Here is a 24,255-nt window from a genome sequence, read left to right as displayed (position 1 = left end):
ACGTCGATCCACGGGGATGCGTCGGCCCATGGGGGTGCGTAGGTCCATGGGTTTGTATGAGGATGTGGCGTCGAGCATAGAGCCTGGACAACGTTGTCAGATCCGGGAGACACTGTCCACCGCAATCTCCGGCCTGCGCCCCCACCGCGAGACCGGCTCGTCCAATTCCCGTGGCTGGCGGGGAGATCCGAATGGTTGACCGGGAGAACTGAATCAGATGCACACCGACCTCGTGGCTGCGCTCGACATCGGCGGCACCAAGATCGCCGGGGCGCTGGTGGACGGCCACGGCACGATCGTGGTCCGGGCTCAGCGCGCGACGCCGGCGCGGGAGGACGGCGAGACGGTGATGCGGGCAGTCGAGGAGGTCGTCGCCGAGCTCACCGCGTCGCCCCTGTGGGAGCGCGCCACGGCCCTGGGCATCGGCAGTGCGGGTCCGGTGGACGCCTCGGCGGGCACCGTCAGTCCCGTGAACGTGCCCGGCTGGCGTGACTATCCGCTGGTCCGGCGGGTCCGCGAGGCCGCCGGCGGTCTGCCCGTCGAGCTGATCGGCGACGGCGTGGCCATCACGGCGGCCGAGCACTGGCAGGGCGCGGCCCGGGGGCATGACAACGCCCTCTGCATGGTCGTCTCCACAGGCGTCGGCGGTGGCCTGGTCCTGAACGGCCGCCTGCACCCGGGCCCCACCGGCAACGCCGGCCACATCGGCCACATCAGCGTCGATCTGGACGGCGACCTGTGCCCGTGCGGTTCGCGCGGCTGCGTCGAGCGCATCGCCAGCGGCCCCAACATCGCCCGGCGGGCGCTGGAGAACGGCTGGCAGCCGGGCCCGGACGGCGACACGTCCGCCGCCGCGGTGGCCGCCGCCGCGCGGGACGGCGACCCGGTCGCCGTGGCCTCCTTCGATCGCGCCGCCCAGGCCCTGGCGGCCGGGATCGCGGCCACCGCGACCCTCGTCGAGATCGACATCGCCGTGATCGGCGGCGGCGTCGGCAAGGCGGGCGACGTGCTCTTCACGCCGCTGCGCAAGGCGTTGACCGACTACGCCACCCTGTCCTTCGTGCAGCGGCTGGCGATCACGCCGGCCCAGATGGGGACGGACGCGGGGCTGGTGGGCGCCGCGGCGGCGGCGCTGGCGGGTCGGACGGATGCGGCGACGGTCTGAGGGGGCCGGCAGGAACGTTCCCGCGGGTATGTGGGTCCGGGCCGCGTGCCGAGACACGCGGGTCGGGGCCCGGACCCGGCCAACCCCCTCAGCGACTCAGCAACTCATCCGCACCCCCGCCCAGTCCCCATGGTCCGAGTCGATCCCATCGCCACCATCGGCGACCACGAGCCGAACCACCTGGGCCCCGGTCACATCGGCACTGATCGGCTGGGCCGGCATCGCGTGGGTGAGGGTGCCCGTCGAGGCGGCCCTGGTGCCGTCGGCCCAGATCTCGAAGGCGACGGTCCCGCCCGCGCCCGACTCGTCGTCGACACCGACGTCCGCGGTGACCGTCTCGCAGGCGCCGCCGGCGTAGTACTCGACGGCGCTCTCGGCGTGGACGCCGAGTCCGTTGTCGTACATCACGCCTCCGATGGTGATCGGACGGCCGTCGCCCGCGGCGCTCTCCCCGTTGCTCGTGTTGCGTTCGACGGGTCCCCAGCCGTTGGTGGCCGACAGCCAGGGGAGGTCACCGAGGCCGGACGTCCCCGAGGGCGGTGGGGTCACCACGGTCGCGGTCAGGGGCAGGGTGCTGACGACGCGGACGCCGGTCGGGGAGTGGTGGGTCGCCCTGAGCGCTACGTCGTACGAACCCGTCGGCGTCCCCTGCGGCGCGGTGACCGCCCACTTCGTGCGCAGGGTGCGGCCCGTCGGGAGTGCGGGTGAGGTGGTCGGGGACGTCGCTTTGACGGTCCACCCCTGGGGTCCGGTCAGTGTGACGGACACGCGCCTGGCCGTCGTGCGCCCCAGGTCGGTCACCGTCGACGTCAGCGTTGCCGTCCGGCCCGCCTCGACCATCGGGCTGCCCTCCAGGCCCAGGTCGACGGCGGGCGGGTGCTGGGCCCACTTGGGGTCGGCCCAGGCGCGCAGGAGGACCGTGCCGTGGGCGGGGACGGTCGCAGAGATCGTGCCCGCGGTGTTGAGGCTGCGGTGCTGCCACAGGTCGCGCAGCGTGTATCCGTCGGCGGTGGGCAGGCCGACCGTCTCGGCGGTCGTGGTGATGCGCTGGGCGGTGCCGGACTCGTTGAAGAGGGCCACCGCTCGACTGCCGTCCCGCATCTCCTTGGCGACGACCCAGCGTCCGCCTTCGGAGGAGATCACCGTGCCCTGTCTGCCCAGCGGGTCCTGGTCGACCGCGATGACCTCGCGGTTGCCGAGGATCTCGTAGGTCTCCTCGGAGGCCGACCGGAGGTCGGAGCCGATGAGCAGCGGCGCGGCCATGATCGCCCACATCGAGAAGTGCGAGCGGTACTCCGTGTCCGTCATCCCGCCGTTGCCGACCTCCAGCATGTCGGGGTCGTTCCAGTGGCCGGGGCCGGCGTACGGCGCGAGCGGCAGGTTCCGCTTCAGGATCGACAGCATCGAGCCCCAGTTGTCGCTGATGTCACCGGTCGTGCGCCACAGATGGCCGACGTCGGACGCCCATTCCCAGGGCTTGTTCGCGCCCCATTCGCAGATGCTGTACACGATGGGCCGGCCGGTGGCCTTGAGGGCGTCGCGCATGGTCGTGTAGCGCAGCTTGGCGTCCACGCCCTGGTTGTTGCAGTTGTCGTACTTGAGGTAGTCCACGCCCCAGTCGGCGAACTGCTGGGCGTCGCTGTACTCATGACCCAGCGCGCCCGGGAAACCGGCGCTGTTGCAGGTCTTCGTGCCCGCGCTGGTGTAGATGCCGAATTTGAGGCCCTTGGAGTGGACGTAGTCCGCGACCGCCTTGATGCCGCCCGGGAAGCGGACCGGGTCCGGCACGAGCTTTCCGTTCGCGTCCCGGGAGGGCAGGGCCCAGCAGTCGTCGAGGTTGACGTACTGGTATCCGGCGTCCTTGAGGCCCTTCTCGACGAAGAGGTCCGCGATCCCCTTGACCATGGCCTCGTCGAACTCGGCACGGCAGTGCGTGGAGTTCCAGTTGTTGAACCCCATGGGCGGGGTGAGGGCGAGACCGTCGTCCGGGGCGGCCGCGACGGGGGCCGCGGTGGCCGTGGGGACGGCGGGTCCCGCCGCGCACAGCAGGCCTGCGACGAGTGCGCCGACCGCTCTTCTACGGGCTTTGCGGGTTGTGCGGGTGTGAAGGTGACGCATTGTTACGTTCCTCCGAACCTGCAAAGGTGGGATGACTGCATGTACGCGTCATGACTGCCCCACGGTAGGGGCCGGTGCGTCGTGTTGGAAGTCGAGTGGCGGTGAGTGGGGTCCGGGGTGCCTGGAAGATCTTCCGCGGCAGAGTTTTGAACATGTTCAATATCTGCGCTACGCTCGTGCCCACACGAGATGGGGGAGTCGATGAAGATAGTGATCCCCGGGGGAACCGGGCAGGTCGGCACCATCCTGAACCGCGCGCTGACCGCCGCGGGCCACGACGTCGTGGTCCTGACCAGGCGACCCGCGCGGGAGCGGGAAGTGCGCTGGGACGGTGAGACATTGGGTCAGTGGGCCGAGGTGGTCGACGGCAGCGACATCGTGATCAACCTGGCCGGGCGCAGCGTCAGCTGCCGCTACACCGCCCCCAATTTGCAGGCCATGATGGATTCGCGGGTGCACTCCACCCAGGTCGTGGGCGAGGCCATCGCGCGGGCCGCCCGGCCGCCCCGGGTCTGGCTGCAGATGAGCACAGCGACCGTCTACGCCCACCGCTTCGACGCGCCCAATGACGAGGCGACGGGCGTCATCGGCGGCAGCGAGCCCGATGTGCCGGACTACTGGGCGTACAGCATCGAGATCGCCAAGGCCTGGGAGCGGGCGCAGGAGGAGGCCGACACCCCGCGCACCCGGAAGGTCGCCCTGCGCTCCGCCATGGTGATGAGCCCCGATCGCGGTGGCGTGTTCGACGTCCTGCTGGGGATGGCGCGGCTGGGGCTCGGCGGCCCCGTCGCGGGCGGCGCGCAGTACGTCTCCTGGATCCATGACCGCGACTTCGTCCGCGCGGTCGACTTCCTGGTCGACCGGGACGATCTCACCGGACCGGTGAACCTCGCCGCCCCCGAACCGCTGCCGCAGCGTGCGTTCATGCGGGCTCTGCGCTCCGCGTGGGGCGTCCCCGTGGGTCTGCCCGCGACGAAGTGGATGGCGGAGCTCGGCGCGTTCGCACTGCGCTCCGACACCGAGCTGCTGCTCAAGAGCCGGCGCGTCGTCCCTGGCCGGCTGCTCGACGAGGGGTTCGCCTTCGAGTACGGCCACTGGCCTCAGGCGGCCGAGGACCTCGCGCAGCGGGTGCGGCTGCGCCGGGTCGAGCGGCGGCGGCCCGGGGCCGGGGTTCCGGCGCTGTCCTGATTGTCCTGAGGTGAGGCGTGACTCCCGCTCCCGTTTCGCAGTTGAACCGGCCATGAAGAAGCGCAGCATGCTCGCCATCGCCTCCCTGGCCACCGGATTCGTCGTCGCGGCGGTCACCCCGTCCCACGCCGCCGAGGCCCCTGTCACCGGGACCCCCTCCACGGAGACTCCTGGCCTCGGCGGAGGAATGAAGCTCCTCGGCGGTGAGGCCGGGGGGACGAAGCTCGCCGGAAGCGAGACCAAGGTCGCCGGCGTGAACGTGGACCAGGCCCTGAACACCTTCGGCCGGGCCATCAACCGCGAGACGGACAAGGCTGTGAACAACGCCCCGCACGGGAAGAAGCGCTGACGAGCCCACCGACCCGACCACACGGCGCCGGAGCCCCCGGATTCGAGGGGGGCTCCGGCGCCGTGGTCATGCGCCCTCTACTGGAGGTGGTTTCCGTGGCAGTGTGGAGCGGGCAAGCCACAGGGGGCCAACAGAAGAGGGGGAAACGTGATCGTCTGGATCAACGGTGCGTTCGGTGCGGGGAAGACCACCACCGCACGGGACCTGATCGAGCTGATCCCGAACAGCACGCTCTTCGACCCCGAGGTCATCGGCGGAGCACTCACCCACCTGCTCCCGCCCAAACACCTCACCGAGGTCGGTGACTTCCAGGACCTGCCGATCTGGCGACGTCTCGTGATCGACACGGCGGCAGCGCTGCACGCCGAGCTCGGCGGGACCCTCGTGGTCCCGATGACGCTGCTGCGCCAGGAGTACCGCGACGAGATCTTCGGCGGCCTCGCCGCCCGCCGTGTCACCGTCCAGCACATCCTGCTCGCCCCGGCGGAAACGATCCTGCGCGAGCGAATAGCCGGTCGGGAGATCCCGCCCGACCTGCCCGACGGCGACATACGGATACGGCAGTGGTCGTACGACCACATAGCGCCGTACCGCGCCGCGCTCGCCTCCTGGCTCACCGCCGACGCCCACCCCGTCGACAACAGTGGTCTGACGCCGTACGAGACGGCCCTCCGGATCGCCGAGGCGGTCGGCAGCGGTACGGTCCCCGTCTGCGACATCGTGCAGACCCCGGAGCCCACCTCCGAGACCCTCGCCTCTGGGGTCCTCCTCTTCGACGAGCAGGATCGGGTGCTGCTCGTCGACCCCACCTACAAGGCAGGCTGGGAGTTCCCGGGCGGTGTCGTCGAACCCGGCGAGGCGCCCGCGCGCGCGGGCATGCGCGAGGTCGCCGAGGAGACGGGGATACGGCTGGAGGATGTGCCCCGGCTGCTCGTCGTCGACTGGGAGCGGCCCACGCCGCCCGGCTACGGCGGTCTGCGCCTCCTCTTCGACGGAGGTCGCCTCGACTCCGCGGATGCCGAACGCCTCATGCTGCCCGGACCGGAGCTGCGCGACTGGCGCTTCGTGACCGAGGAGGAGGCAGCCGATCTGCTGCCGCCGGTGCGCTACGAGAGGTTGCGCTGGGCGCTGCGGGCGCGGGAACGCGGGGCGGCGCTCTATCTGGAGGCGGGCATTCCGGCGCCGTGACCCAGGACGTCGTACGGCAATGGCGTCAGCCTGCTCTCCTCCTGGAACCTCCTGCTGAACGCGTCCATCGCGGCGGCCGTCCGCGCGTGCCGGGCGATCACCGCGGCGGCGGCCTCCGGGATGCCCTCCGGCCGGGCGCCGTCGGCGCACGCGCGGATGAAGGCGGACCGCTCCTCGCCGCGGTGGCCGTACAACTCGGTGACGAGCCAGAGGACCAGGTACAGGGAGGTGTAGCCGCGGTCGTAGCCGCGGTGCCGGTCGAAGAACTCGCGCTCGGTTGAGGTGAGCGGGAAACGCGAGGAGAGGGCGAGGCCGTAGTCGGAGAGGTACAGACGGCGGCCGTCGGTGAGGATGTTTCCGAAGTGGGCGTCCATGTGCAGGAGTTCGCGCGTGTGCAGGAAGGAGGTGACGGCCGTCAGTTGCTGTTCCACCAGTCGGCAGGCGCCCTCCGCGTCCCCGGCGGCGAGCCTGGCGCGGAGCCAGTCGTGCAGGGTCTGCGGGATGAACTCCAGGAACAGCGCGATGCTTGACGAAGCCGTTCGCAGGGCCTCGATACGCCGACGCGGCCCGGGATGGCCGCCCCAGTACTCCACAGCCCCCTCCACTTCCGCCAGGTCGGCGGGGAGACGGGGCTCGGACTCGGGCAGGACCCGCCAGTGGTGCATCAGCGGAAAGCCCGAGAACGCGTCCGCCAGCACCCAGTTGGTGGTCATCTCGTGCACGGCGAGCTCCCGCCAGGCGCCGAGACCCGGGCTGGGGAAGCTGCCGATGCCGTAGTGGCAGTACGGCGGCATGCCGAAGAGGTTGGCGGTGGAGCGAAGGTTCTCGGGGTGCCGCTCGACATCGGTGAGCGGCACCCGCTTCACGAACACCCGTCTGCCGTCCACCTCGATCAGCGTCGAACGGCCACCGATCCCGGAGCCGAGCGGTGTGCCCGACTCCACGAGGTCGGCGAGTTCGTGATCGGAGAGAAGATCCAGGGACGTGGCGATGTCCGTGTGGGCGACGAGGCGCGCGGTGCTGGTCACGGACCCATCCTCACCGCGCGGCCCCTCAACTCGCCGCGTAGTTGCGCAGGAACAGCGCCTCGGCGACCGAGAGACGCTCCAGCTCCTGCGGCGACACGCTCTCGTTCACGGCGTGGATCTGGGCCTCCGGCTCGCTCAGGCCGATGAGGAGGATCTCCGCGTGCGGGTAGAGCGCGGCGAGGGTGTTGCACAGCGGGATCGAGCCGCCCTGGCCGGCGTACTGCATCTCCTGGCCCGGGTACGCCACCGTCATCGCGTCCGTCATCGCCTGGTATGCCGGGCTGGTCGTGTCGGCGCGGAACGCCTGGCCCTGGCCGATCTGCTCGGTGCGCACCCGGGCGCCCCACGGGGTGTGGCTCTCCACATGGGCCTGGAGCAGCTTGGTCGCCTCGGCCGCGTCCACGCCCGGCGGCACCCGCAGGCTGACCAGGGCCCGCGCGCTCGCCTGCACGGACGGGGTGGCGCCGACGACGGGCGGGCAGTCGATGCCGAGGACCGTGACGGCGGGGCGGGCCCAGATGCGGTCGGCGACCGTGCCGGAGCCGATCAGCTCGACGCCGTCGAGGACCTTGGCGTCCTGCCGGAACTGCTCGTCCTCGTACTGCAGTCCCTGCCACGACGACTCGCCGGTCAGCCCGTCCACCGTCGTCGAACCGTCCTCGGCGCGCAGCGAGTCCAGTACGCGGATCAGTGCGCCGAGCGCGTCGGGCGCGGCCCCGCCGAACTGGCCGGAGTGCAGGTTGCCTTCGAGCGTGTCGATCTGCACGCGGACCAGGGTCATGCCGCGCAGGGTCGAGGTGACCGTCGGCAGGCCGACCCGGAAGTTGCCCGCGTCGCCGATCACGACGGTGTCGGCCTCCAGCAACTCCGGGTGTTCCTCGGCGTACCGCTCCAGGCCGCCGGTGCCCATCTCCTCCGAGCCCTCGGCGATGACCTTGACGTGCACCGGCACGCCGCCGTTCGCCTTGAGTGCGCGCAGCGCGAGCAGGTGCATGATCACGCCGCCCTTGCAGTCGGCGGCGCCGCGCCCGTACCAGCGGCCGTCGCGCTCGGTCAGCTCGAAGGGCGGGGTGCTCCAGGAGGCCTCGTCCAGCGGGGGCTGCACGTCGTAGTGGGCGTACAGCAGGACCGTTTTCGCGCCCTCGGGGCCGGGCAGGTAGCCGTACACCGACTGGGTGCCGTCGGGGGTGTCCAGCAGGGCCACGTCCTCGAAGCCCTCGGCGCGCAGGGCGTCAGCGACCCAGCGGGCGGCGCCCTCGCTCTCGCTCTTCGGGAACTGGTCGAAGTCCGCCACCGATTTGAATGCCACCAGTTCGGTGAGCTCCGCCTGCGCCCTGGGCATCAGCGAGGCGACGGTCTCGGCGACCGGATTCGACGACATGGGCACGCTCCTTGTGGGTGCGACGTTGTACGTATGAGTGCTGTGATCCTCCCACAGCAGCCTGCGACGATGCCCGCCGTAGGATGCGGGAGACAGCAGCAGGCGGCGGCTTGAGCGGGAGCAGTAGACCATCGTGAGCAGCGAGAACTCTTCGGCGGACGACGTACGGCAGGTGTGGGACGTCGTCGTGGTGGGTGCGGGACCCGCGGGGGCTTCGGCCGCCTATGCGGCTGCGGTCGCCGGGCGGCGTGTGCTGGTGCTGGAGAAGGCGGAGCTGCCGCGCTACAAGACCTGCGGCGGCGGCATCATCGGCCCCTCGCGCGACTCGCTCCCGCCCGGCTTCGAGCTGCCCTTCCGGGACCGGGTGCACGCGGTCACCTTCTCGAACAACGGCCGCTTCACCCGGACCCGGCGCTCCAAGCAGATGCTGTTCGGGCTGATCAACCGGCCCGAGTTCGACCAGCAGCTCGTCGAGCACGCGCAGAAGGCGGGCGCCGAGCTGCGGACGGGCGTCACCGTGCAGCGCGTCGAGCAGCACGGCTCGGCGGTGCCGGACCGGCGCAGCGTCGCCGTCGTCCTGCAGGGCGGCGAGACGCTGCTCGCGCGGGCCGTGGTGGGCGCGGACGGCAGCGCCAGCCGGATAGGAGCACATGTCGGGGTGAAGCTCGACCAGGTGGATCTCGGCCTGGAGGCGGAGATCCCGGTGCCGGAGACGGTCGCCGAGGACTGGAAGGGGCGGGTGCTCATCGACTGGGGGCCGATTCCCGGCAGTTACGGCTGGGTGTTCCCCAAGGGCGACACACTCACGGTCGGGGTGATCTCGGCACGCGGTGAAGGCGCTGCGACCAAGCGGTACTTGGAGGAGTTCATCGGGCGGCTCGGGCTCGCCGGGTTCGAACCGAGCGTCTCCTCCGGGCACTTGACGCGCTGCCGCGCCGACGACTCGCCGCTGTCACGCGGGCGCGTGCTGGTGTGCGGTGACGCGGCGGGTCTGCTGGAGCCCTGGACGCGCGAGGGGATCTCGTTCGCGCTGCGGTCGGGGCGGCTCGCGGGGGAGTGGGCGGTAAGGATCGCCGAGGCGCACGACGCGGTGGACACCCGGCGCCAGGCCCTGAACTACGCCTTCGCGGTCAAGGCGGGTCTCGGCGTCGAGATGAGCATCGGCAAGCGGCTGCTGACGGCGTTCGAGCGCCGTCCCGGTCTCTTCCACGCGGCGCTGACCGGTTTGCGGCCGGCCTGGAAGGCGTTCACGGACATCACCCGAGGCTCCACTTCACTGGCCGAGATCGTCCGCACCCACCCGATGGCCCACCGCGCCCTGACCGCGCTGGACCGCCGGCAGGCGGTGGCGGGGGAGGAAGCACCTTCCTGACGCGTCCCGGGTCACTTCTTGATGGCGACCGGGGTCACTTCTCGACGGTGATCCGGAAGACGGGGTGGTCCGGGGCGGCCGCGACGATCTCCTCGTCGGAGGACTTCGCGGTGACCCCCTGGAAGTACTGGTTGACCTCCCAGCCCCACTTCTCCAGGTAGGTCCGCAGGATCGGGAGCTTCTCCTCGTCGGGCAGCTCCACCGCGGTGAACTCACGCACCTTGCGTCCGACCCGCAGCTCCCCGCCGCCGGCGGCACGCATGTTGCGTACCCACTGGGAGTGGCCGCGCGCCGAGACCAGGTACTGCGTGCCATCAAGCGTGTGTGGATTGACCGGGATGCGCTGCATCTGTCCGCTCTTGCGTCCGCGTACGGACATCTCCGCCGTGCCCGCGATGCTGAGCCCGCGCCGGGCCAGCCAGCCGATGACGCTGTTGAGGCGGACGTTCAGCGGGCTGCCCTTGAGGTAGTACGGCGACGACATGGTGACTCCCGGTGTCTTCGTTCGAGAGGGGCTTGAGAGAGCGGTGCTCTCGCTTGAGAGCAGTGTGCACGAGATCGCTGATCCAAAGCAAGAGCAGTGCTCTCGATTGTGTGCACTGCTCCGTTCTTCATGGGAGACTGCCTCCCATGAGCAGCAGCACCGCACAGGGCGCACGTGCCCGCGCCAGGATGGAAATCACCGCGGCCATCAAGGACGAGGCGCGCAGACAGCTCGCGGCCGAGGGCGCAGCCAAGCTGTCGCTGCGCGCCGTGGCCCGCGAACTCGGCATGGTCTCCTCTGCGCTCTACCGCTACTTCCCCAGCCGCGACGACCTGCTGACCGCTCTCATCATCGACGCCTACAACTCGCTCGGCGAGAGCGCCGAAGCAGCGCACGACAAGGCCGCGAGCGCAGGTCCCGTACAGCGCTGGACGGCGGTCGCGGAGGCCGTACGCGCCTGGGCGCTGCGGCATCCGCACGAGTACGCGCTGATCTACGGCTCGCCCGTGCCCGGCTACACGGCCCCCGACACCACCGTCCCGCCCGCCTCACGCGTCGGGCTCCTCTTCATCGGCATCGTCCGCGACGCCCATGCCGGCTCCGCCCTCACCGAACTCCCGCCCCTGCCCACCGACCTGCGCCCCGAGGCCGAGCGCATGGCCGCCGACCTGGCCCCCGACCTCCCTCCGGCGACGGTCGTGGCCCTCGTCGCCTCCTGGGCCGAGCTCTTCGGTCTCGTCGGGTTCGAGCTGTTCGGGCAGTTCAACCGGGTCGTGGAGGACAGGGAGGCGTTCTTCCGGCATGCGGTGGTGCGGCTCGCGCACGGGGTGGGCCTCGCGGAGGAGGGGCAGCGGTAGGCCGGCGCGAGCCGTCAGGCCACGGGTACCGGCGGCGACGGCAGCAGTTCCGGGTCCTGGCGCAGGATCCGTGCGTGCAGGGAGCGCAGTGCGGGTCCCGGGTCCGCGCCCAGGGCGTCGGCCAGCCGGCGCCGAGCCGCCTCGTACGCGGTGAGCGCGTCCGACGGGCGGCCGGTGCGGCACAGGGCCAGCATCAGCAGCTCGACGAGACGCTCCCGAAGGGGATGCGCCGCGACGAGGCGGACGAGTTCGTGGACGTACTCGAAGGCGTGGCCGAGTTCGATCTCCCCGGCGAGCACGGCCTCCAGGACGGTGAGGCGCTTCTCGGTCCAGCGCAGGCGCTCAGCCGCCAGATACGGAGCCCGCAGGCCCTCGGCGAACTCGCCGCGCCACAACTCCTCGGCACCCCGGGCGAGTTCACCCGCACGGCGCAGCTCGCCCGCGTCCCGCGCCGCCAGCGCCGCGTCCACCAGGCGGCGCCGTTCCCGCAGGTCGTCGGCCTCGATGCCGGTGAGCAGATAGCCGGTGCCGGTCCATGCCAGCTCCGGCCCCGCCCCGAGCGCGCGGCGTAGCCCGGAGACGTACTTCTGCACAAGGTTGCGGACGTGGGCCGGCGGCGCCCCGCCCCATACCGCCTCGACCAGGCCGTCGTAGGAGATCGGACGGCCCTCCTGGAGCAGCAGTACGGCGAGGACGGCGCGTTGTTTCGGCGGGCCGAGCGGGATCTCCGCGCCGTCGCGCAACGCGCGCAGCGGGCCGAGCACTTCGCAGCGCAGGCCATGAGACGTGCCGCCGGTCGTGCCCTCCGATGTCCCCTCACCCATGCGTCGAGCCTATCCCGGGGCCCGCGTTCCAGTGGATCTTCCAGCGGCCGTTCCAGCGGGCCGGGTGACGGTGTGAGTCCTCAACTCCCGGAGAAAGGCCGCCCCATGCTCACCCGGCTCGGCCGTCTGGCCGTGCACCGCAGCCGTGCCGTGCTGGTCGGTGCCCTGCTCGTCCTCCTCGGCCTCGGTGTGTACGGCGCCGGGGCCCAGGGCGACCTCGACCTCGCGCGCTGGAGCTCGCCCGGCACGGAGTCGGTGCGCGCCGGCGACGTGCTGCGCGACGACTTCCGCACCGGCAACCCCAACCTCGCCCTGCTGGTCACCGCCCGCGACGGCGACGTGGACAGCCCGCGCACCGAGCGCGCGGGACGTGAACTCGCCGCAGAGGTGGGTGAGTTGCCGCTCGTCAGCGACGTCACCTCCTACTGGGACGCCGACAGCCCCGCACTGCGGGCGCAGGACGGCCGGCGTGCCCTGATCCTCGCCCGCCTCGAAGGCACGGCCACCGAGGCCCGCGAGCAACTCGCCGAGCTCTCACCGCGGTTGACCCGCATCACCCCCGAGCTCGATGTCCGGGTGGGCGGCCAGGAGGAGATCTCGCGGCAGGTCGGCGAGGAGGCCCGCGCCGACTTCCTGCGCGCGGAGGCCTTCGCCCTGCCCGCCGTACTACTCCTGCTGATCCTCGTGTACCGGCGTACCGTGGCCGCCCTGCTGACCGTCGCCGTCGGCCTGCTCGCGATCCTCGGCACGCTCGCCGGGCTGCGGCTGCTCGCGCAGTTCACCGAGGTGTCGACCTTCGCCGCGAACCTCGCGCTCGTCCTCGGCCTCGGACTGGGCGTCGACTACAGCCTCTTCATGATCAACCGGTATCGCGAGGAGCGGGCTGCCGGTCATGCCCAGCAGCAGGCGGTGGTGCGGGCCACCGCGGCGGCCGGGCGCACCGTCGTCTTCAGCGGCGTCACCGTCGGTGTGTCGCTGAGTGCGCTGCTGGTGTTCCCGTTCTTCTTCCTGAGCTCGTTCGCGTACGCCGGAGTGCTCGTCGTACTCACGGCGGTCCCCGGTGCCGTCCTGGTCCTCCCGGCGGCGCTCGCCCGCTGGGGCCACCGCGTCGAGCGCCCCGCCGCACCCACCTCCGGGTTCTGGCACCGCACCGCCCTCACCGCCGTGCGCCGCCCACTGATCGCCGGTGCGGCAGTCCTGGCCGTCCTCCTCCTCGCCGCCGCACCCGTCCTGGGCCTGCGCTTCGGCCTCCCCGACGAGCGCACGCTCCCCGAGGGCACCTCCTCGCGCACCACCTCCGAGACCGTGCACCGCGACTTCGCCGCCGAACCCACGGACACCGTCCAGGTGGTGCTCACCGAGCCGTCCGACACGCGCGCGTACGCCGCCGAACTCTCCCGGCTTCCGGGCGTCTTCCAGGTCGACGCACCGAGCGGCGCCTACCGGGAAGGCAGTCGCGTCGGCGCCCCCGGCCAGGACCGGCTCACCGCACCGGACGGACGCGTGCGCCTGGCCGTCGTACCCACGCAGCAGGCCATGTACGGCAACGTCCCCGCCCTCGTCGAGCGCGTCCGGGACACGCCCGCCCCCGCCCCCGCTCTCGTCGGCGGCTACCCGGGCGAGACCACCGACTTCCGGGCCACGCTGCTCGACCGGCTCCCGCTCGCCGTCGGGATCGTGCTGGTGGCGGCGTCCGTGATCCTCTTCCTGATGACCGGCAGTGTGCTGCTGCCCGCGAAGGCGACCGTGCTGAACCTGCTCAGCCTCTCGGTGATGTTCGGCTGCCTGGTGTGGGTCTTCCAGGACGGTCATCTGTCCGGGCTGCTCGGTTTCACGCCCACGGGGTCGATCGAGCCGAGCATCCCGGTGCTGATGTTCTGTGTGGCGTACGGGCTGTCCATGGACTACGAGGTCTTCCTGCTGGCCCGCATCAAGGAGGAGCACGAACGCACGGGGGACACCGGGCAGGCGGTCGGCGAGGGCATCCGCCGCAGTGCGCCTCTGATCACCGCCGCGGCCGGGATCCTCGCGCTGTCCTTCCTGTCGTACGCCACCTCGGGCGTCGTCTTCCTCAAGGAGCTCGGCATCGGCACGGCCCTGACGATCCTCGTCGACGCCACCCTCATCCGGGTCGTCCTGCTGCCGGTGACGATGCGGCTCGCCGGGCGGGCCAACTGGTGGGTGCCACGGCGTCTGCGGCGGTTGCGGATCAGGGAGCCCGAGGCCGCGGACGTACTTCGCGGGGAGTACGTGTGATCACCACGCTCGGCTGACGCCGCCCGGCGGCCTTCGCGTCTAGCGTGGCGGACATGGACGAGCAGCAGGCACGCCGGGGCGGCGGTCCGCCGATGTGGTGGCGGCACGGGCCGCCGTGGTGGAACCGGTGGGACGGGGAGGAGCGTGCACCCGGCTGGCCCTGGCGCTCCACCGTGCTGATCACGGTCTTCGTGCTGGCCGGCTCGAACTTCGCGGCCCGGGGCCAGCTGGACGACAGGGCCGCTCTCGACCCCTTCGCGCGTGTGCTGCTGTTCGTGGCGGCGGGACTGCTGCTGTGGCGCAAGCGGTATCCGGTGGCCGTCGTGTTCGGGACGTCGGTCGCCGCCACCGTGTACCTGGGCGCTGGTTATCCGTACGGGCCGGTCCTCGTGGCCGTCGCCGTGGCCTGCTTCAACGCGATCGTCAGGGGACATCGCAGGGCCGCCTGGGCCGCGATCGGGGTGTTCTGGGTCGGGCACGCGCTGGTGGCCCACTGGCTGTACCAGTGGCTGCCGCCGTCCGGTGACCAGGCCGCCCCGTGGGGGCAGGAGGGGGTGATCGCCGCCTGGGTCGCGGCCATCCTGGCGGTGTCGGAGCTGGCCAGGACGCGGCGCGAACAGTGGGTGCGGGAGGGGGCCGAGCGGGCGCAGGCGGCGCGGCGACGGGCCGACGAGGAGCGGCTGCGGATCGCCCGCGAGCTGCACGACGTCCTCGCGCACAGCATCAGCGTGATCAATGTGCAGGCCGGCGTCGGCCTCGCGCTCCTCGACAGCGACCCGGAGCAGGCACGCACGGCACTCACCACCATCAAGGCCAAGAGCAAGGAGGCGCTCGGCGAGGTCCGCCAGGTCCTGGACACCCTGCGCACGCCCGGCGACGCGCCGCGCACCCCGGCACCCGGTCTCGACCGCCTGCCCGAACTGGTGCGGGAGGCGGCGAGCGCGGGCCTCACCGTCGAGGTCGAGGGCGAGCCGCCCCGCCTCGCGCCGGGCACCGACCTCGCCGCGTTCCGGATCGTCCAGGAGGCCCTCACCAACGTCGTACGCCACTCGGGATCGCGGCACGCACGCGTGCACCTCGATCACGACGACGGAGCGACGCTACGGTTGCGTATCGACGACGACGGTCCGGCGGGCGGCGTCGACGCGGGCGGCAGCGGCAACGGACTCGCCGGAATGCGGGAGCGGGCGGCTGCGCTGGGTGGCACGATCGAGGCGGGTCCGCGCGCCGACGGAGGGTTCCGGGTGCTCGCCGTACTGCCGTTGAAGGCTTCTGCCGAGACGAAGGAGGACCGGTGATCCGGGTACTGCTCGCCGACGACCAGTCACTGGTGCGGGCCGGCTTCCGCGCGCTGCTCGACGCGCAGCCCGACATCGAGGTGGCGGGGGAGGCGCCCGACGGCGAGGAAGCGGTGCGCAGGGTACGCGAACTGCGGCCCGACGTCGTCCTGATGGACATCCGCATGCCGGTCCTCGACGGACTCGCCGCGACCCGCCGGATCACCGAGGACGGCGCCCTGGAGGGCGTCAAGGTGGTCATGCTGACCACCTTCGAACTCGACGAGTACGTCTTCGAGGCCATCCGCTCGGGCGCCTCCGGATTCCTGGTCAAGGACACCGAGCCGGAGGAACTCCTGCGCGCCGTACGGGCGGTGGTCGAGGGTGACGCGCTGCTCTCGCCCGGTGTGACCCGGCGCCTCATCGCCGAGTTCGCCGCCCGCTCCAAGGAGCCCGCGGCGGCCGACGCCCTGGCCGAACTCACCGAGCGCGAACGGGAGGTGATGGCGCTGGTCGGCATCGGACTGTCCAACGAGGAGATCGCCCGCCGTCTGGTGGTCAGCCCCCTCACCGCGAAGACCCACGTCAGCCGCACGATGGTGAAGCTCGGCGCCCGGGACCGGGCGCAACTCGTCGTCCTGGCCTACGAGTCGGGGTTGGTACGCCCCGGCTGGCTGGGCTGAGCCGCCCCGTCCCCGGTGCCCCTGCGCTGCCCGAAGCGGACCAGCACGCTGATGACACGGGCGAGGAACAGCACGGCGGCCGCGGTGGCGCCCACTCGCACCAGCGTGCCGCGTGCCCCGTCCCACAGATCGAAGACGAACGCCGGCCCAGCCACGGCCCCGAACAGCACGGCCGCCGCGAACGCCGCACTGCACAGCGCGTATCCGATCTCGACGGTGATCGCGTCCCGCTCGGCCTGACTGCGCCGTCCCCCCAACGTGCTCATACAGGGAGTTTCACAGGAGTGCGCCCGGCGGAGCAAGCGGGCTCCGCCGGGCGCACGGGGTAGGAGGCGGCCCCCTAGTCGCGTACGGTGACGCGCTCCGCCTCCTGGGACATGGACTTGGCGACCACCACGGTCGGCCGGCTACGGCGTGTGCGCAGCCCCGTGAGGGAGATCAGCAGGCCCGCGACCGCGATCAACGTGATCACGACCAGGCCGGGCAGGTAGCTGTCCAGGACGGCCTGCGGGGACGCCGGCTCCTTGGGAGTGTTCGCGGTCAGGACCGCCGTCACGACGGCCAGGAAGAGCGCGCCGCCGACCTGGACGGAGGTGTTGAGCAGCCCGGAGACCATGCCCTGCTCGTGCTCGTCGACGCCGTTCGTGGCCTGGACGTTGAGCGAGGGGAAGGTCAGCGCGAAGGCCGAGCCGACCAGCAGCATGGTGGGCAGGATCACCGCCGCGTAGACCGGGTCGAGGTCGATGCGCAGGAACAGGACGTAGCCCGCGACCATCAGGGCGAAGCCGATCGCGATCAGACGTGCCGTACCGAAGCGGTCGATGATCGCCCCGACCTTCGTCGCCGACAGCGCCACGAGCGCGCCCGCCGGCAGGAAGGCCAGCGCGGTGTGCAGCGCCGACCAGCCGAGCAGTTGCTGCATGTACAACGTGACCAGGAACTGGAAGCCGATGTAGCTGCCGACGAACGTCAACGCGCCCAGCTGGGCCCGCACTTGGGCGCCGGAGCGCAGCACGCCCAGTCGGATCAGCGGGCTCGGGCTGCGGCGCTCGACGCGGACGAAGGCCGTCAGCAGGACGACGACGGCGACGAAGGACAGGATCGTGCGGGCCGAGCCCCAGCCCACCTCGGGTGCCTCGACGACGGTGAAGACGAGCAGCAGCATCGAGGCGGTGCCGAGAACGGCGCCCGGAACGTCGTAGCCACCGGTGGTCCGTTCGCGCTCCGTGCGCGGCAGCAGCTTCAGGCCCGCGAACAGGGCGATCAGCGCGACAGGCGCGGGCAGCAGCATGGTGAGCCGCCAACTGGCCTCGGTGAGCAGGCCGGAGAAGACGAGCCCCATCGAGTAGCCGGTGGCGCCGCAGGTGGTGTAGATCGCCAGCGCGCGGTTGCGTACCGGGCCCTCGGCGAAGGTCGTGGTGATGATGGACAGGCCGGCGGGCGCGGTGAAGGCGGCGGCCAGGCCCTTGATGAAGCGGCTGGCGATCAGCAGCGGACCCGAGTCGACGAGCCCGCCGAGCAGGGACGCGAGCGCGAAGACGGCGAGGGCCACCAGGAAGACCTGACGTCGGCCCAGCAGGTCGGCGGTCCGTCCGCCGAGGAGGAGCAGGCCGCCGTAGCCCAGGATGTAGCCGCTGACGATCCATTGCAGGGTCGAGGTGGACAGGCCCAGGTCGGCGCCGATGGACGGCAGGGCGACACCGACCATCGACACGTCCAGCGCGTCCAGGAACATCGCGGCGCACAGCACCAGGAGGGTGCCCCACAGCCGGGGCGTCCAACGGCCCTCGGACGTGGGGTGGGTGAGCGGAGAGGTCATGGCGAAGACAGTACATGCGCATGCATCGAATGCAAATGCATTTAATGCCAGCGCAATGAACTGTGAACTCTGCTACGGTGCGCCCATGGCGGCGAAGAAGGCCGAACAGGCGCTCGTGGACCAGTGGCGGGACATCCTGGCGTTGCATGCGCGCACCCAGTGCGAACTCGACCGCGCTCTCCACCAACACGGGCTGTGCGCCAGCGATTTCGAGGTCCTGGACGTGCTGGCGGACGGTGCCTGCGCCTATCGCGTGCAGGAGATCTCCGAGCGCGTCCACCTGAGTCAGAGCGCGCTGTCGCGGCTGATCGCCCGGCTGGAGAAGGACGGGCTCGTCGAGCGCGGGATGTGTGCGGAGGACCGGCGGGGCGTGAAGGTGGCGCTCACGGTGAAAGGGCGCGCGCTGCACGGTGAGGTACTGCCCGTGCAGCGTGCGGTGTTGACCCGGATGCTGGCGGTCGGTCAGGCCGGCTGACCGTCCGTCACCGGCGTCAGCCGATCGCCGACCTCTCCCGCCACAGTGCGGCGAGCGAGACGTCACCCGTCACGCTCGGCACCGGCAGCCGGTTCCACAGCGCCAGGTACAACTGCGCGGCAGGACCGGCCACTTCGGCATCCGCGTCCCCGCCCGATGCGTCCCGCGTGGTCACGGGCGCTTCCGCCGACAGCCGTACGGTCCACACCGCGTCCGTGTCCGAGGCCCGCACCCGCAGCACGCGCGGCTCCTGCGTACGGACCCTGCTCCTGGAGCGGGCGTGGAATCCGCGGAGCAGTTCGTCGATCCCGTCCACCGCGAACTCCGTCGCGATGCCGGTCGGCGTGCCGCCGCGCGCCGACTCCGCGTCGAAGCGGTGGACGGTCGTCTCATGGGCCTGCCGCCGGGCCCAGAAGGCCAGGGGTGAGGGGTTGGGGGCGGGGTGGAAGGTCCAGCACTCCACGTCGGGCGCGGCTCCGGCGAGGGTGTCGACCAGGCGGCGGTGGCTGTCCCGGTACCAGGCCAGGAGCTCGGGGCCGTCGAGGGCGGGGCCGTCGCCCAGGGGCCTGGGCGAGGTGAGTGCCTGCGCGACGAACGCCGCGGCCCAGCGGTGCACCGTCCCCGTGTGCCGCAGCAGATCCCGTACCTGCCAGTCCGGACAGGTCGGCACCTTGGCGTCGACCCCGGCCTCCTCGGCGGCCGCGGCCAGCAGCAGACCTTCGCGGTCCAGGGTTCGAACGAACTCAGCGGTCTCCATGGGGGTGAGTGTGCCGGATGGAGCCCGGTCGAAGGGCAACGCCTTGACGGGACAGACGTAAGGGTTTCGTCATCACGCTCGGTGTATCCGGCGGGCCGTGCGTTCCGTTGAATGGGGTGTGAACAGGTCACTCTCAGGAAGTGGGACGGGCATGGGACGGGTGCGGAAGGTGCTGGGCAGGCCGCTGGGCATCGGATTGCTGGTGCTGGTCGTCGCCGCGGGCGGCTTCGGGCTCTACTGGTTCCAGCCCTGGAAGCTCTGGCAGGACCAGACGGTCGAGGAAGCCCTCCCCGGCGCGGTGGAACCTGCCGACGCGTCGTCCTCGGCGCCCGCGCCGAAGACGCTGGCCAGGGGCGAGCTGATCAGCCACGAGCACGCGACGTCGGGCACGGTGAGGGTCGTACGTCTGGCCGACGGCTCCCATGTCGTACGCCTGGAGAAGCTCGACACCAGCAATGGGCCGGACCTGCGGGTGTGGCTGACGGACGCGCCCGTGAAGAAGGGACCGGGCGGTTGGCGCGTGTTCGACGACGGCGAGCACGTCAGCCTCGGCAAGCTCAAAGGCAACAAGGGCAGCCAGAACTATGTCGTGCCGAACGACGTCGACCTCTCCCGCTACAGCAGCGTCAGCATTTGGTGCGACCGCTTCGACGTGTCGTTCGGGGCGGCGGAACTCGCGCGGGTCTGAAGGCGCTCAGGACCGGGTGGGGAACAGACAGAACTCGTTGCCGTCGGGGTCGGCGAGGACCCAGTGGTCCTCGTGGCGGGCCAGGGCGGTCGCGCCCAGGGCGGTGAGGCGGTCGATCTCGGTCTCCGGGGCGGGGGAGACCAGGTCAAGGTGCAGACGGTTCTTCCCGCGCTTGGGCTCCGGCACGAGCTGACACCACAGGCGAGGGCCGCCGGCTTGGGACTCGACCAGCACGGTCGGGTCGTCCTCCGGGCCGTCGATGCCCTGTGCGTGCAACCGGGCGAGTTCGGTGTCGTCGTAGGGGGCTACGGCGTAACCGTCGAGGGCGGCGGCCCAGAAACGGGCCGTGGCGGCCGGACGGGCACAGTCGATGACGATGTCGTGGAGTCGTGCCATCCGGTCATGATGCGGTCGGTGGGCGGGGCGGACAACGGTCGGCGGGGCGCCGCCGATCGCCGTGCCGGGGTATCGGGGCGAGGCCGGTCACGGTCCGGACGGCGACCCCGGTCGGTTCGGTGTCGCGCGGCGGGTCACGATGCCGATCAGGGTGGCGATCGCGGCCAGTACGGCGACGCTGGTGAGAGCGACGGGCAGGGAGAACCAGTCGGCCATGAAGCCGATGGCGGGCGGTCCGAGGAGCATGCCGCCGTAGCCGAGGGTGGAGGCGGTGGCGACGCCGCTCGGGCCGGCGAGGACGCCCGCGCGCTCGACGGCCACCGGAAAGAGGTTGGCGAGACCGAGTCCCGTGATCGCGAAACCGAGCAGCGCCGCCCACAGGGAGGGCGCGAGAGAGCCGAGCAGCATCCCGGCCGCCGCGGTGGCGCCGCCCGCGATGACCGTACGGCCGTGGCCGAGCCGTTCCAGGAGAGCCGTACCGCTGAGGCGGCCGATGGTCATGGCCAGCGCGAAGCAGGAGTAGCCGGCGGCGGCGACGCCCGGCGAGGCGTCCAGGTCCTGTTCGAGGTGCAGCGCGCCCCAGTCGGCCATGGCGCCCTCGCCGTAGGCCGTGCACAGGGCGATCAGGCCGAAGACGATCACCAGTCCGCGGGTTCTGGCGTCCAGGCGGCGCGGGCCGCCGCTCTCGGCGCGTACGGCGTTCGCGCCGGTCGGCGGCTCGTGACGCAGCAGCGTACGGCCCGCCACGGCCGTCACCAGCAGCCCGATCACGGTGAGGCCCAGCAGATGCCGGGTCGGGGAGAGAGCCCCCGCGACCAGCCCGCCGAGCCCCGCGCCGACCATGCCGCCCAGGCTGAAGGCCGCGTGGAAGCTGGGCATCACGGGTCGGCGCAGGGCGGTGACCAGGTCGACGGCGGCGCTGTTGAAGGCGACGTTGATGCTGCCGTAGGCGGCGCCGAAGAGGAGGAGCACGGCGCCGAGGGCGAGCACGGAGTGGGTGAGCGGGGGCAGGGCGACGCTGAGGGAGAGGAGGACCGCGCAGACCACGGTGACCTGGTGGGTGCCGTAGCGGCGGCAGAGCCGACCGGTGAGCGTCATGGTGAGGACGGCGCCCGCAGAGAGGCCGAGGAGGGCGAGGCCGAGGGCGCTGGCGGAGGCGCCGATCTGTTCCTTGATGGCGGGGATACGTACGACCCAGCCGGCGAAGAGGAATCCGTCGAGGGCGAAGAAGGCGGTGAGGGCGATGCGCAGGCGGGTCAGCGTGCTGCCGTTGCCCGGCACGGCGTTGTGCGTTCGGGGTTTGTTTATTAGCGGCACAAAATCAGGTTAGGTGCATGGTGCAGGCGAGGCAAGGGGGCCGAGGCTGTCCGGCACGGTCGGTGCGCGGCTCGCGGGCTCGGATGCTGCTGCCCGAAGAACGCCTAGAGGCGTGCGGCTGCCTCTACGATTGCCCCGTCGCCGTGAGTCCTGTACGACGCGACACGGCACAGCCACGTCCAAAGTGGCTGATCGTGGAGGGAGCGCAGTGTCGAATCCCCGGCTGGACGACCGTCTCGCGGTCGACGGCCCCGGTCAGGCCGACCGGTCCCGTCTCCCGGCAGGCGTCGGCCCGGAGCTGCTGCAGCGCGGCCTGGACCACCCGGTACTGACAGAAGTGCTACGTCATCTGATGGAGCGCCAGGCGCAGACGGTGGGTCTGCCGGTCGCGTACTACGAGGACAGTCCCTGAGGTGAGACGCGGTCCGGAAGGCGGAGCGGCGGCTTCGGCAGACGTGCACGCGTCGGCCCCGTGGCCGCACCGGCTGCTGGACGTGCCCGCCCTCCGGCAGGCCGGCACCTCGCCGGTGCCCTTTGAGCAGTTCGTCCTGAAGCTCAGCAGTCGTTGTAATTTGCTGTGCAGCTACTGCTATGTCTACACCGCGGCGGACGACTCCTGGCGCGGTCGTCCCCCGCGGATCCGGCAGGACGTGCTCGAGCGCAGCGCCGAACGGATCGGCGAGCACGTGGCCGGCCATGGTCTGCGCGGCATCAGGGTCGAGTTGCACGGGGGAGAGCCGCTGCTCGGTGGTGTGGACATCGCGTTGCGGCAGGTCTCCGAGGTGCGCGCCGCGGTACTGGCCGCTGCCGGGACGCACTGCGAGGTGCGGGTGAGCGTGCAGACGAACGGTACCCAGCTGACCGCCGACGGCGTGGGGCGGCTCGCGGCGGCCGGCGTCCGCGTCGGTGTCAGCCTCGACGGCGGCAGGGCCGAGCACAACAAGCGGCGCGTCGACCACGCCGGTCGGCCCGCCTGGGAGGCCGCCACCCGCGGTCTCGCCCTGCTCGCCCGCCACCCCGAGGCGTACGCCGGCCTGCTGTGCACCATCGACCTCGACCTGGACCCGGAGGACGTGTACGACTCCCTGATGGAGTTCCGTCCGGCCGCCCTCGACTTCTTGCTGCCGCACGCGAACTGGGAGTCGCCGCCCCCGGGCAAGGGGCCGTCCAGCGTCGGCTCGGCGCCGTACGGGGAATGGCTCGCCCAGGTCTTCGACCGCTGGTTCGACAGCGGCCGGCACCGGACCCGGATCCGGCTCTTCACCGAGATCATAGGGCTGCTCCTCGGCTTCCCCAGCCGCGCGGAAGCCGTCGGGCTCTCCCCGGTCGCCGCCGTGCTGGTGGAGACCGACGGCGCCATCGAGCAGGTGGACAGCCTCAAGGCCGCGTACGCCCAAGCACCCGCGACCGGCATGAACGTCTTCCGCAACAGCTTCGACGACGTGCTCGACCACCCCGGCATCGTGGCCCGGCAGTTGGGTGCGGGCGCGCTCGGCTCGGACTGCCTGGACTGTCCCGTGCTGCGCGTCTGCGGCGGAGGCCACTACGCCCACCGCTATCGCAGCGGCAGCGGCTTCCGCAACCGATCGGTCTACTGTTCGGATCTCGAACTGCTCATCCGGCATGTCGCACACAGAATTGAGCCGGTGTTGCGCTCGGGACCCCTCCTGCCCGATTGAACCGGTTCTCATTGCAAGCCAGTTGATCGCACGTCAGACTTCTTGTCGTGAGCACTGGCGGGGGAGGGGCCGCGGCGCGCGAAGTCTGGCGCGTCCAGAGCATCTGGTCGCAGGCGGCCGCCCGGCGCAGAACCGGTATCGCCCGGGCGCGCGCGGCCACGTTGTGCGCGGGGGTCGGCGCCGGCGTACTGGGCGCCGCCGCCGCACAACTCATGCCTCTCTCCCCGCCCGCCGGCCGGACGTTCGCCTTCCTGGCCCTGCTGGCCGCGGGATCGGCGCCGCTGACGGCCCTGGGTGCGTCGCCCGACCGGGTACGGCAGTGGACCCGGCTGCGCTCGGTCTCCGAGGAGCTCAAGAGCCAGGTGTACGTCTACCTGGCCGGGCTCGCCCAGTACCGGCAGTCGGCGCGGCGGGACGCGGAACTGCTGGACCGTACCGGCGCCGTGCTCGCCGAGATCGCCGACCTGGAGTCGGAAACCCACGGCATCCGTCCCGCCGACCGCCCACTGCCGCCCGTCACCGACACGGTCGGCTACGTCGAGCAGCGGCTGCGGCACCAACTCGAGAGCTACTACCGCCCCAAGGCCGACGAGATGGCCGGGCGGGCCCGGCTCGTGGAGCGCTGCGGTCAGGCGCTGGCCGCCCTCTCCGTGCTGCTCGGCGCGGCGGCCGGGGCCTTCGAGGCCCAGGCGGCGGCGGTCTGGATCCCCGTCGTCGCCGCCGTCACCGTCGCCGTGGTCTCCCACGGGGCGTCGGCGCGCTATGTGAGTCAGCAGATCGAGTACAGCATGACCGCCGGTGAACTGGAACGGCTGCTGCGGTGGTGGCAGCAGCGTGCCCCGGCCACGGACGCGGATGCCGACCGGCTGGCCGAGCGGACCGAGCACATCGTCTCGGTGCAGAACGAGGGCTGGATGGCCAAGTGGATCGCGGACTGAAGGCGGGGCGAGGGTG

General features: G+C 71.6%; 24 protein-coding genes. 14 read left to right on the top strand and 10 right to left on the bottom strand.

Annotation, left to right across the window (positions count from 1 at the left end):
- Positions 1–217: 217 nt before the first annotated feature.
- Positions 218–1,165 (top strand): ROK family protein, encoded by a 948-nt coding sequence (locus BLU79_RS01360; RefSeq protein WP_093903688.1) that lies wholly within the window; start codon positions 218–220, stop codon positions 1,163–1,165.
- A gap of 96 nt (positions 1,166–1,261) precedes the next feature.
- On the opposite strand, the gene BLU79_RS01355 is transcribed toward BLU79_RS01360, so the two are convergent.
- Complete coding sequence (locus BLU79_RS01355) at positions 1,262–3,283, bottom strand: NPCBM/NEW2 domain-containing protein (RefSeq protein ID WP_093903687.1); 2,022 nt, start codon at positions 3,281–3,283, stop codon at positions 1,262–1,264.
- Positions 3,284–3,484: 201 nt separating this feature from the next.
- Here BLU79_RS01355 and BLU79_RS01350 point away from each other — a divergent pair, with 201 nt between their 5' ends.
- The 3 genes from BLU79_RS01350 (at position 3,485) to BLU79_RS01340 (ending at position 6,008) form a co-directional block, all read left to right on the top strand.
- A complete protein-coding gene (locus BLU79_RS01350; protein ID WP_093903686.1) occupies positions 3,485–4,471 on the top strand; it encodes a TIGR01777 family oxidoreductase in 987 nt (328 codons plus the stop codon).
- A gap of 52 nt (positions 4,472–4,523) precedes the next feature.
- Positions 4,524–4,820, top strand: a complete 297-nt coding sequence (locus BLU79_RS01345; RefSeq protein ID WP_093903685.1) for a hypothetical protein — start codon at positions 4,524–4,526, stop codon at positions 4,818–4,820.
- 147 nt (positions 4,821–4,967) lie between these two features.
- Positions 4,968–6,008 (top strand): NUDIX hydrolase, encoded by a 1,041-nt coding sequence (locus BLU79_RS01340; RefSeq protein WP_093903684.1) that lies wholly within the window; start codon positions 4,968–4,970, stop codon positions 6,006–6,008.
- Here BLU79_RS01340 and BLU79_RS01335 read toward each other — a convergent pair.
- Together BLU79_RS01335 and BLU79_RS01330 are read right to left on the bottom strand one after the other, a co-directional pair.
- Complete coding sequence (locus BLU79_RS01335) at positions 5,978–7,036, bottom strand: protein kinase family protein (protein WP_093903683.1); 1,059 nt, start codon at positions 7,034–7,036, stop codon at positions 5,978–5,980. The two genes, BLU79_RS01340 and BLU79_RS01335, sit on opposite strands and share 31 nt — an antisense overlap.
- A gap of 25 nt (positions 7,037–7,061) precedes the next feature.
- Positions 7,062–8,417, bottom strand: a complete 1,356-nt coding sequence (locus BLU79_RS01330; RefSeq protein ID WP_093903682.1) for a dipeptidase — start codon at positions 8,415–8,417, stop codon at positions 7,062–7,064.
- Between the two features lie 133 nt (positions 8,418–8,550).
- Between BLU79_RS01330 and BLU79_RS01325 the strand changes: the two genes are divergently transcribed.
- Entirely contained in the window at positions 8,551–9,789 is a 1,239-nt protein-coding gene (locus BLU79_RS01325) for a geranylgeranyl reductase family protein (protein ID WP_093903681.1), read from the top strand.
- 34 nt (positions 9,790–9,823) lie between these two features.
- Here BLU79_RS01325 and BLU79_RS01320 read toward each other — a convergent pair whose 3' ends face one another.
- Positions 9,824–10,273, bottom strand: coding sequence for a nitroreductase family deazaflavin-dependent oxidoreductase (locus BLU79_RS01320; protein ID WP_093903680.1), 450 nt, complete (start codon positions 10,271–10,273; stop codon positions 9,824–9,826).
- Between the two features lie 146 nt (positions 10,274–10,419).
- On the opposite strand from BLU79_RS01320, the gene BLU79_RS01315 reads away from it, so the two are divergent.
- A complete protein-coding gene (locus BLU79_RS01315; RefSeq protein ID WP_093903679.1) occupies positions 10,420–11,130 on the top strand; it encodes a TetR/AcrR family transcriptional regulator in 711 nt (236 codons plus the stop codon).
- Between the two features lie 14 nt (positions 11,131–11,144).
- On the opposite strand, the gene BLU79_RS01310 is transcribed toward BLU79_RS01315, so the two are convergent.
- Positions 11,145–11,954: an AfsR/SARP family transcriptional regulator gene (locus BLU79_RS01310; protein WP_093903678.1), complete on the bottom strand. Its 810-nt coding sequence runs from the start codon at positions 11,952–11,954 to the stop codon at positions 11,145–11,147.
- 105 nt (positions 11,955–12,059) lie between these two features.
- Here BLU79_RS01310 and BLU79_RS01305 point away from each other — a divergent pair, with 105 nt between their 5' ends.
- Genes BLU79_RS01305 through BLU79_RS01295 form a run of 3 tightly spaced genes read left to right on the top strand, consistent with a single transcriptional unit; the run spans position 12,060 to position 16,170 of the window.
- A complete protein-coding gene (locus BLU79_RS01305; protein WP_093903677.1) occupies positions 12,060–14,210 on the top strand; it encodes an MMPL family transporter in 2,151 nt (716 codons plus the stop codon).
- A 53-nt stretch (positions 14,211–14,263) separates the two neighbouring features.
- Positions 14,264–15,508, top strand: coding sequence for a sensor histidine kinase (locus tag BLU79_RS01300; protein WP_093903676.1), 1,245 nt, complete (start codon positions 14,264–14,266; stop codon positions 15,506–15,508).
- Positions 15,505–16,170, top strand: a complete 666-nt coding sequence (locus BLU79_RS01295) for a response regulator transcription factor (protein ID WP_093903675.1) — start codon at positions 15,505–15,507, stop codon at positions 16,168–16,170. The genes BLU79_RS01300 and BLU79_RS01295 overlap by 4 nt, the downstream gene beginning before the upstream one ends.
- Here BLU79_RS01295 and BLU79_RS01290 read toward each other — a convergent pair.
- Both BLU79_RS01290 and BLU79_RS01285 read right to left on the bottom strand, forming a co-directional pair.
- Positions 16,131–16,436 (bottom strand): DUF6332 family protein, encoded by a 306-nt coding sequence (locus BLU79_RS01290; protein ID WP_093903674.1) that lies wholly within the window; start codon positions 16,434–16,436, stop codon positions 16,131–16,133. The two genes, BLU79_RS01295 and BLU79_RS01290, sit on opposite strands and share 40 nt — an antisense overlap.
- 74 nt (positions 16,437–16,510) lie before the next feature.
- Positions 16,511–17,989, bottom strand: a complete 1,479-nt coding sequence (locus BLU79_RS01285) for an MFS transporter (RefSeq protein ID WP_093903673.1) — start codon at positions 17,987–17,989, stop codon at positions 16,511–16,513.
- Between the two features lie 85 nt (positions 17,990–18,074).
- Here BLU79_RS01285 and BLU79_RS01280 point away from each other — a divergent pair, with 85 nt between their 5' ends.
- Positions 18,075–18,464, top strand: coding sequence for a MarR family winged helix-turn-helix transcriptional regulator (locus tag BLU79_RS01280; RefSeq protein ID WP_093903672.1), 390 nt, complete (start codon positions 18,075–18,077; stop codon positions 18,462–18,464).
- Between the two features lie 16 nt (positions 18,465–18,480).
- Here the strand turns inward: BLU79_RS01280 and BLU79_RS01275 are convergent, their stop codons facing one another.
- Positions 18,481–19,221 carry a maleylpyruvate isomerase family mycothiol-dependent enzyme gene (locus tag BLU79_RS01275; RefSeq protein ID WP_093903671.1) on the bottom strand — a complete coding sequence of 247 codons (741 nt, stop codon included), beginning with the start codon at positions 19,219–19,221 and terminating at the stop codon, positions 18,481–18,483.
- A 151-nt stretch (positions 19,222–19,372) separates the two neighbouring features.
- On the opposite strand from BLU79_RS01275, the gene BLU79_RS01270 reads away from it, so the two are divergent.
- Positions 19,373–19,909 carry a DM13 domain-containing protein gene (locus BLU79_RS01270; RefSeq protein ID WP_093903670.1) on the top strand — a complete coding sequence of 179 codons (537 nt, stop codon included), beginning with the start codon at positions 19,373–19,375 and terminating at the stop codon, positions 19,907–19,909.
- Between the two features lie 6 nt (positions 19,910–19,915).
- Here the strand turns inward: BLU79_RS01270 and BLU79_RS01265 are convergent, their stop codons facing one another.
- Both BLU79_RS01265 and BLU79_RS01260 read right to left on the bottom strand, forming a co-directional pair.
- The gene (locus BLU79_RS01265; RefSeq protein WP_093903669.1) at positions 19,916–20,305 is read right to left on the bottom strand and encodes a VOC family protein; all 390 of its coding nucleotides are present in this window, start codon (positions 20,303–20,305) and stop codon (positions 19,916–19,918) included.
- Positions 20,306–20,392: 87 nt separating this feature from the next.
- Complete coding sequence (locus BLU79_RS01260) at positions 20,393–21,622, bottom strand: MFS transporter (protein WP_371131791.1); 1,230 nt, start codon at positions 21,620–21,622, stop codon at positions 20,393–20,395.
- Positions 21,623–21,830: 208 nt separating this feature from the next.
- On the opposite strand from BLU79_RS01260, the gene BLU79_RS01255 reads away from it, so the two are divergent.
- The 3 genes from BLU79_RS01255 to BLU79_RS01245 are packed head-to-tail and all read left to right on the top strand — an operon-like array spanning position 21,831 to position 24,239.
- Positions 21,831–22,034 (top strand): hypothetical protein, encoded by a 204-nt coding sequence (locus tag BLU79_RS01255; protein ID WP_093903667.1) that lies wholly within the window; start codon positions 21,831–21,833, stop codon positions 22,032–22,034.
- 1 nt (position 22,035) lies between these two features.
- Complete coding sequence (locus BLU79_RS01250) at positions 22,036–23,301, top strand: FxsB family cyclophane-forming radical SAM/SPASM peptide maturase (RefSeq protein WP_177000820.1); 1,266 nt, start codon at positions 22,036–22,038, stop codon at positions 23,299–23,301.
- Between the two features lie 47 nt (positions 23,302–23,348).
- Positions 23,349–24,239: a DUF4231 domain-containing protein gene (locus tag BLU79_RS01245; RefSeq protein WP_093903665.1), complete on the top strand. Its 891-nt coding sequence runs from the start codon at positions 23,349–23,351 to the stop codon at positions 24,237–24,239.
- Positions 24,240–24,255: the final 16 nt, after the last annotated feature.

It is taken from the genome of Streptomyces sp. cf386 (genome assembly GCF_900103585.1).
In the GTDB taxonomy this organism is placed as follows: Bacteria; Actinomycetota; Actinomycetes; order Streptomycetales; family Streptomycetaceae; genus Streptomyces.
This window is presented reverse-complemented; position numbering and strand designations above follow the sequence as displayed.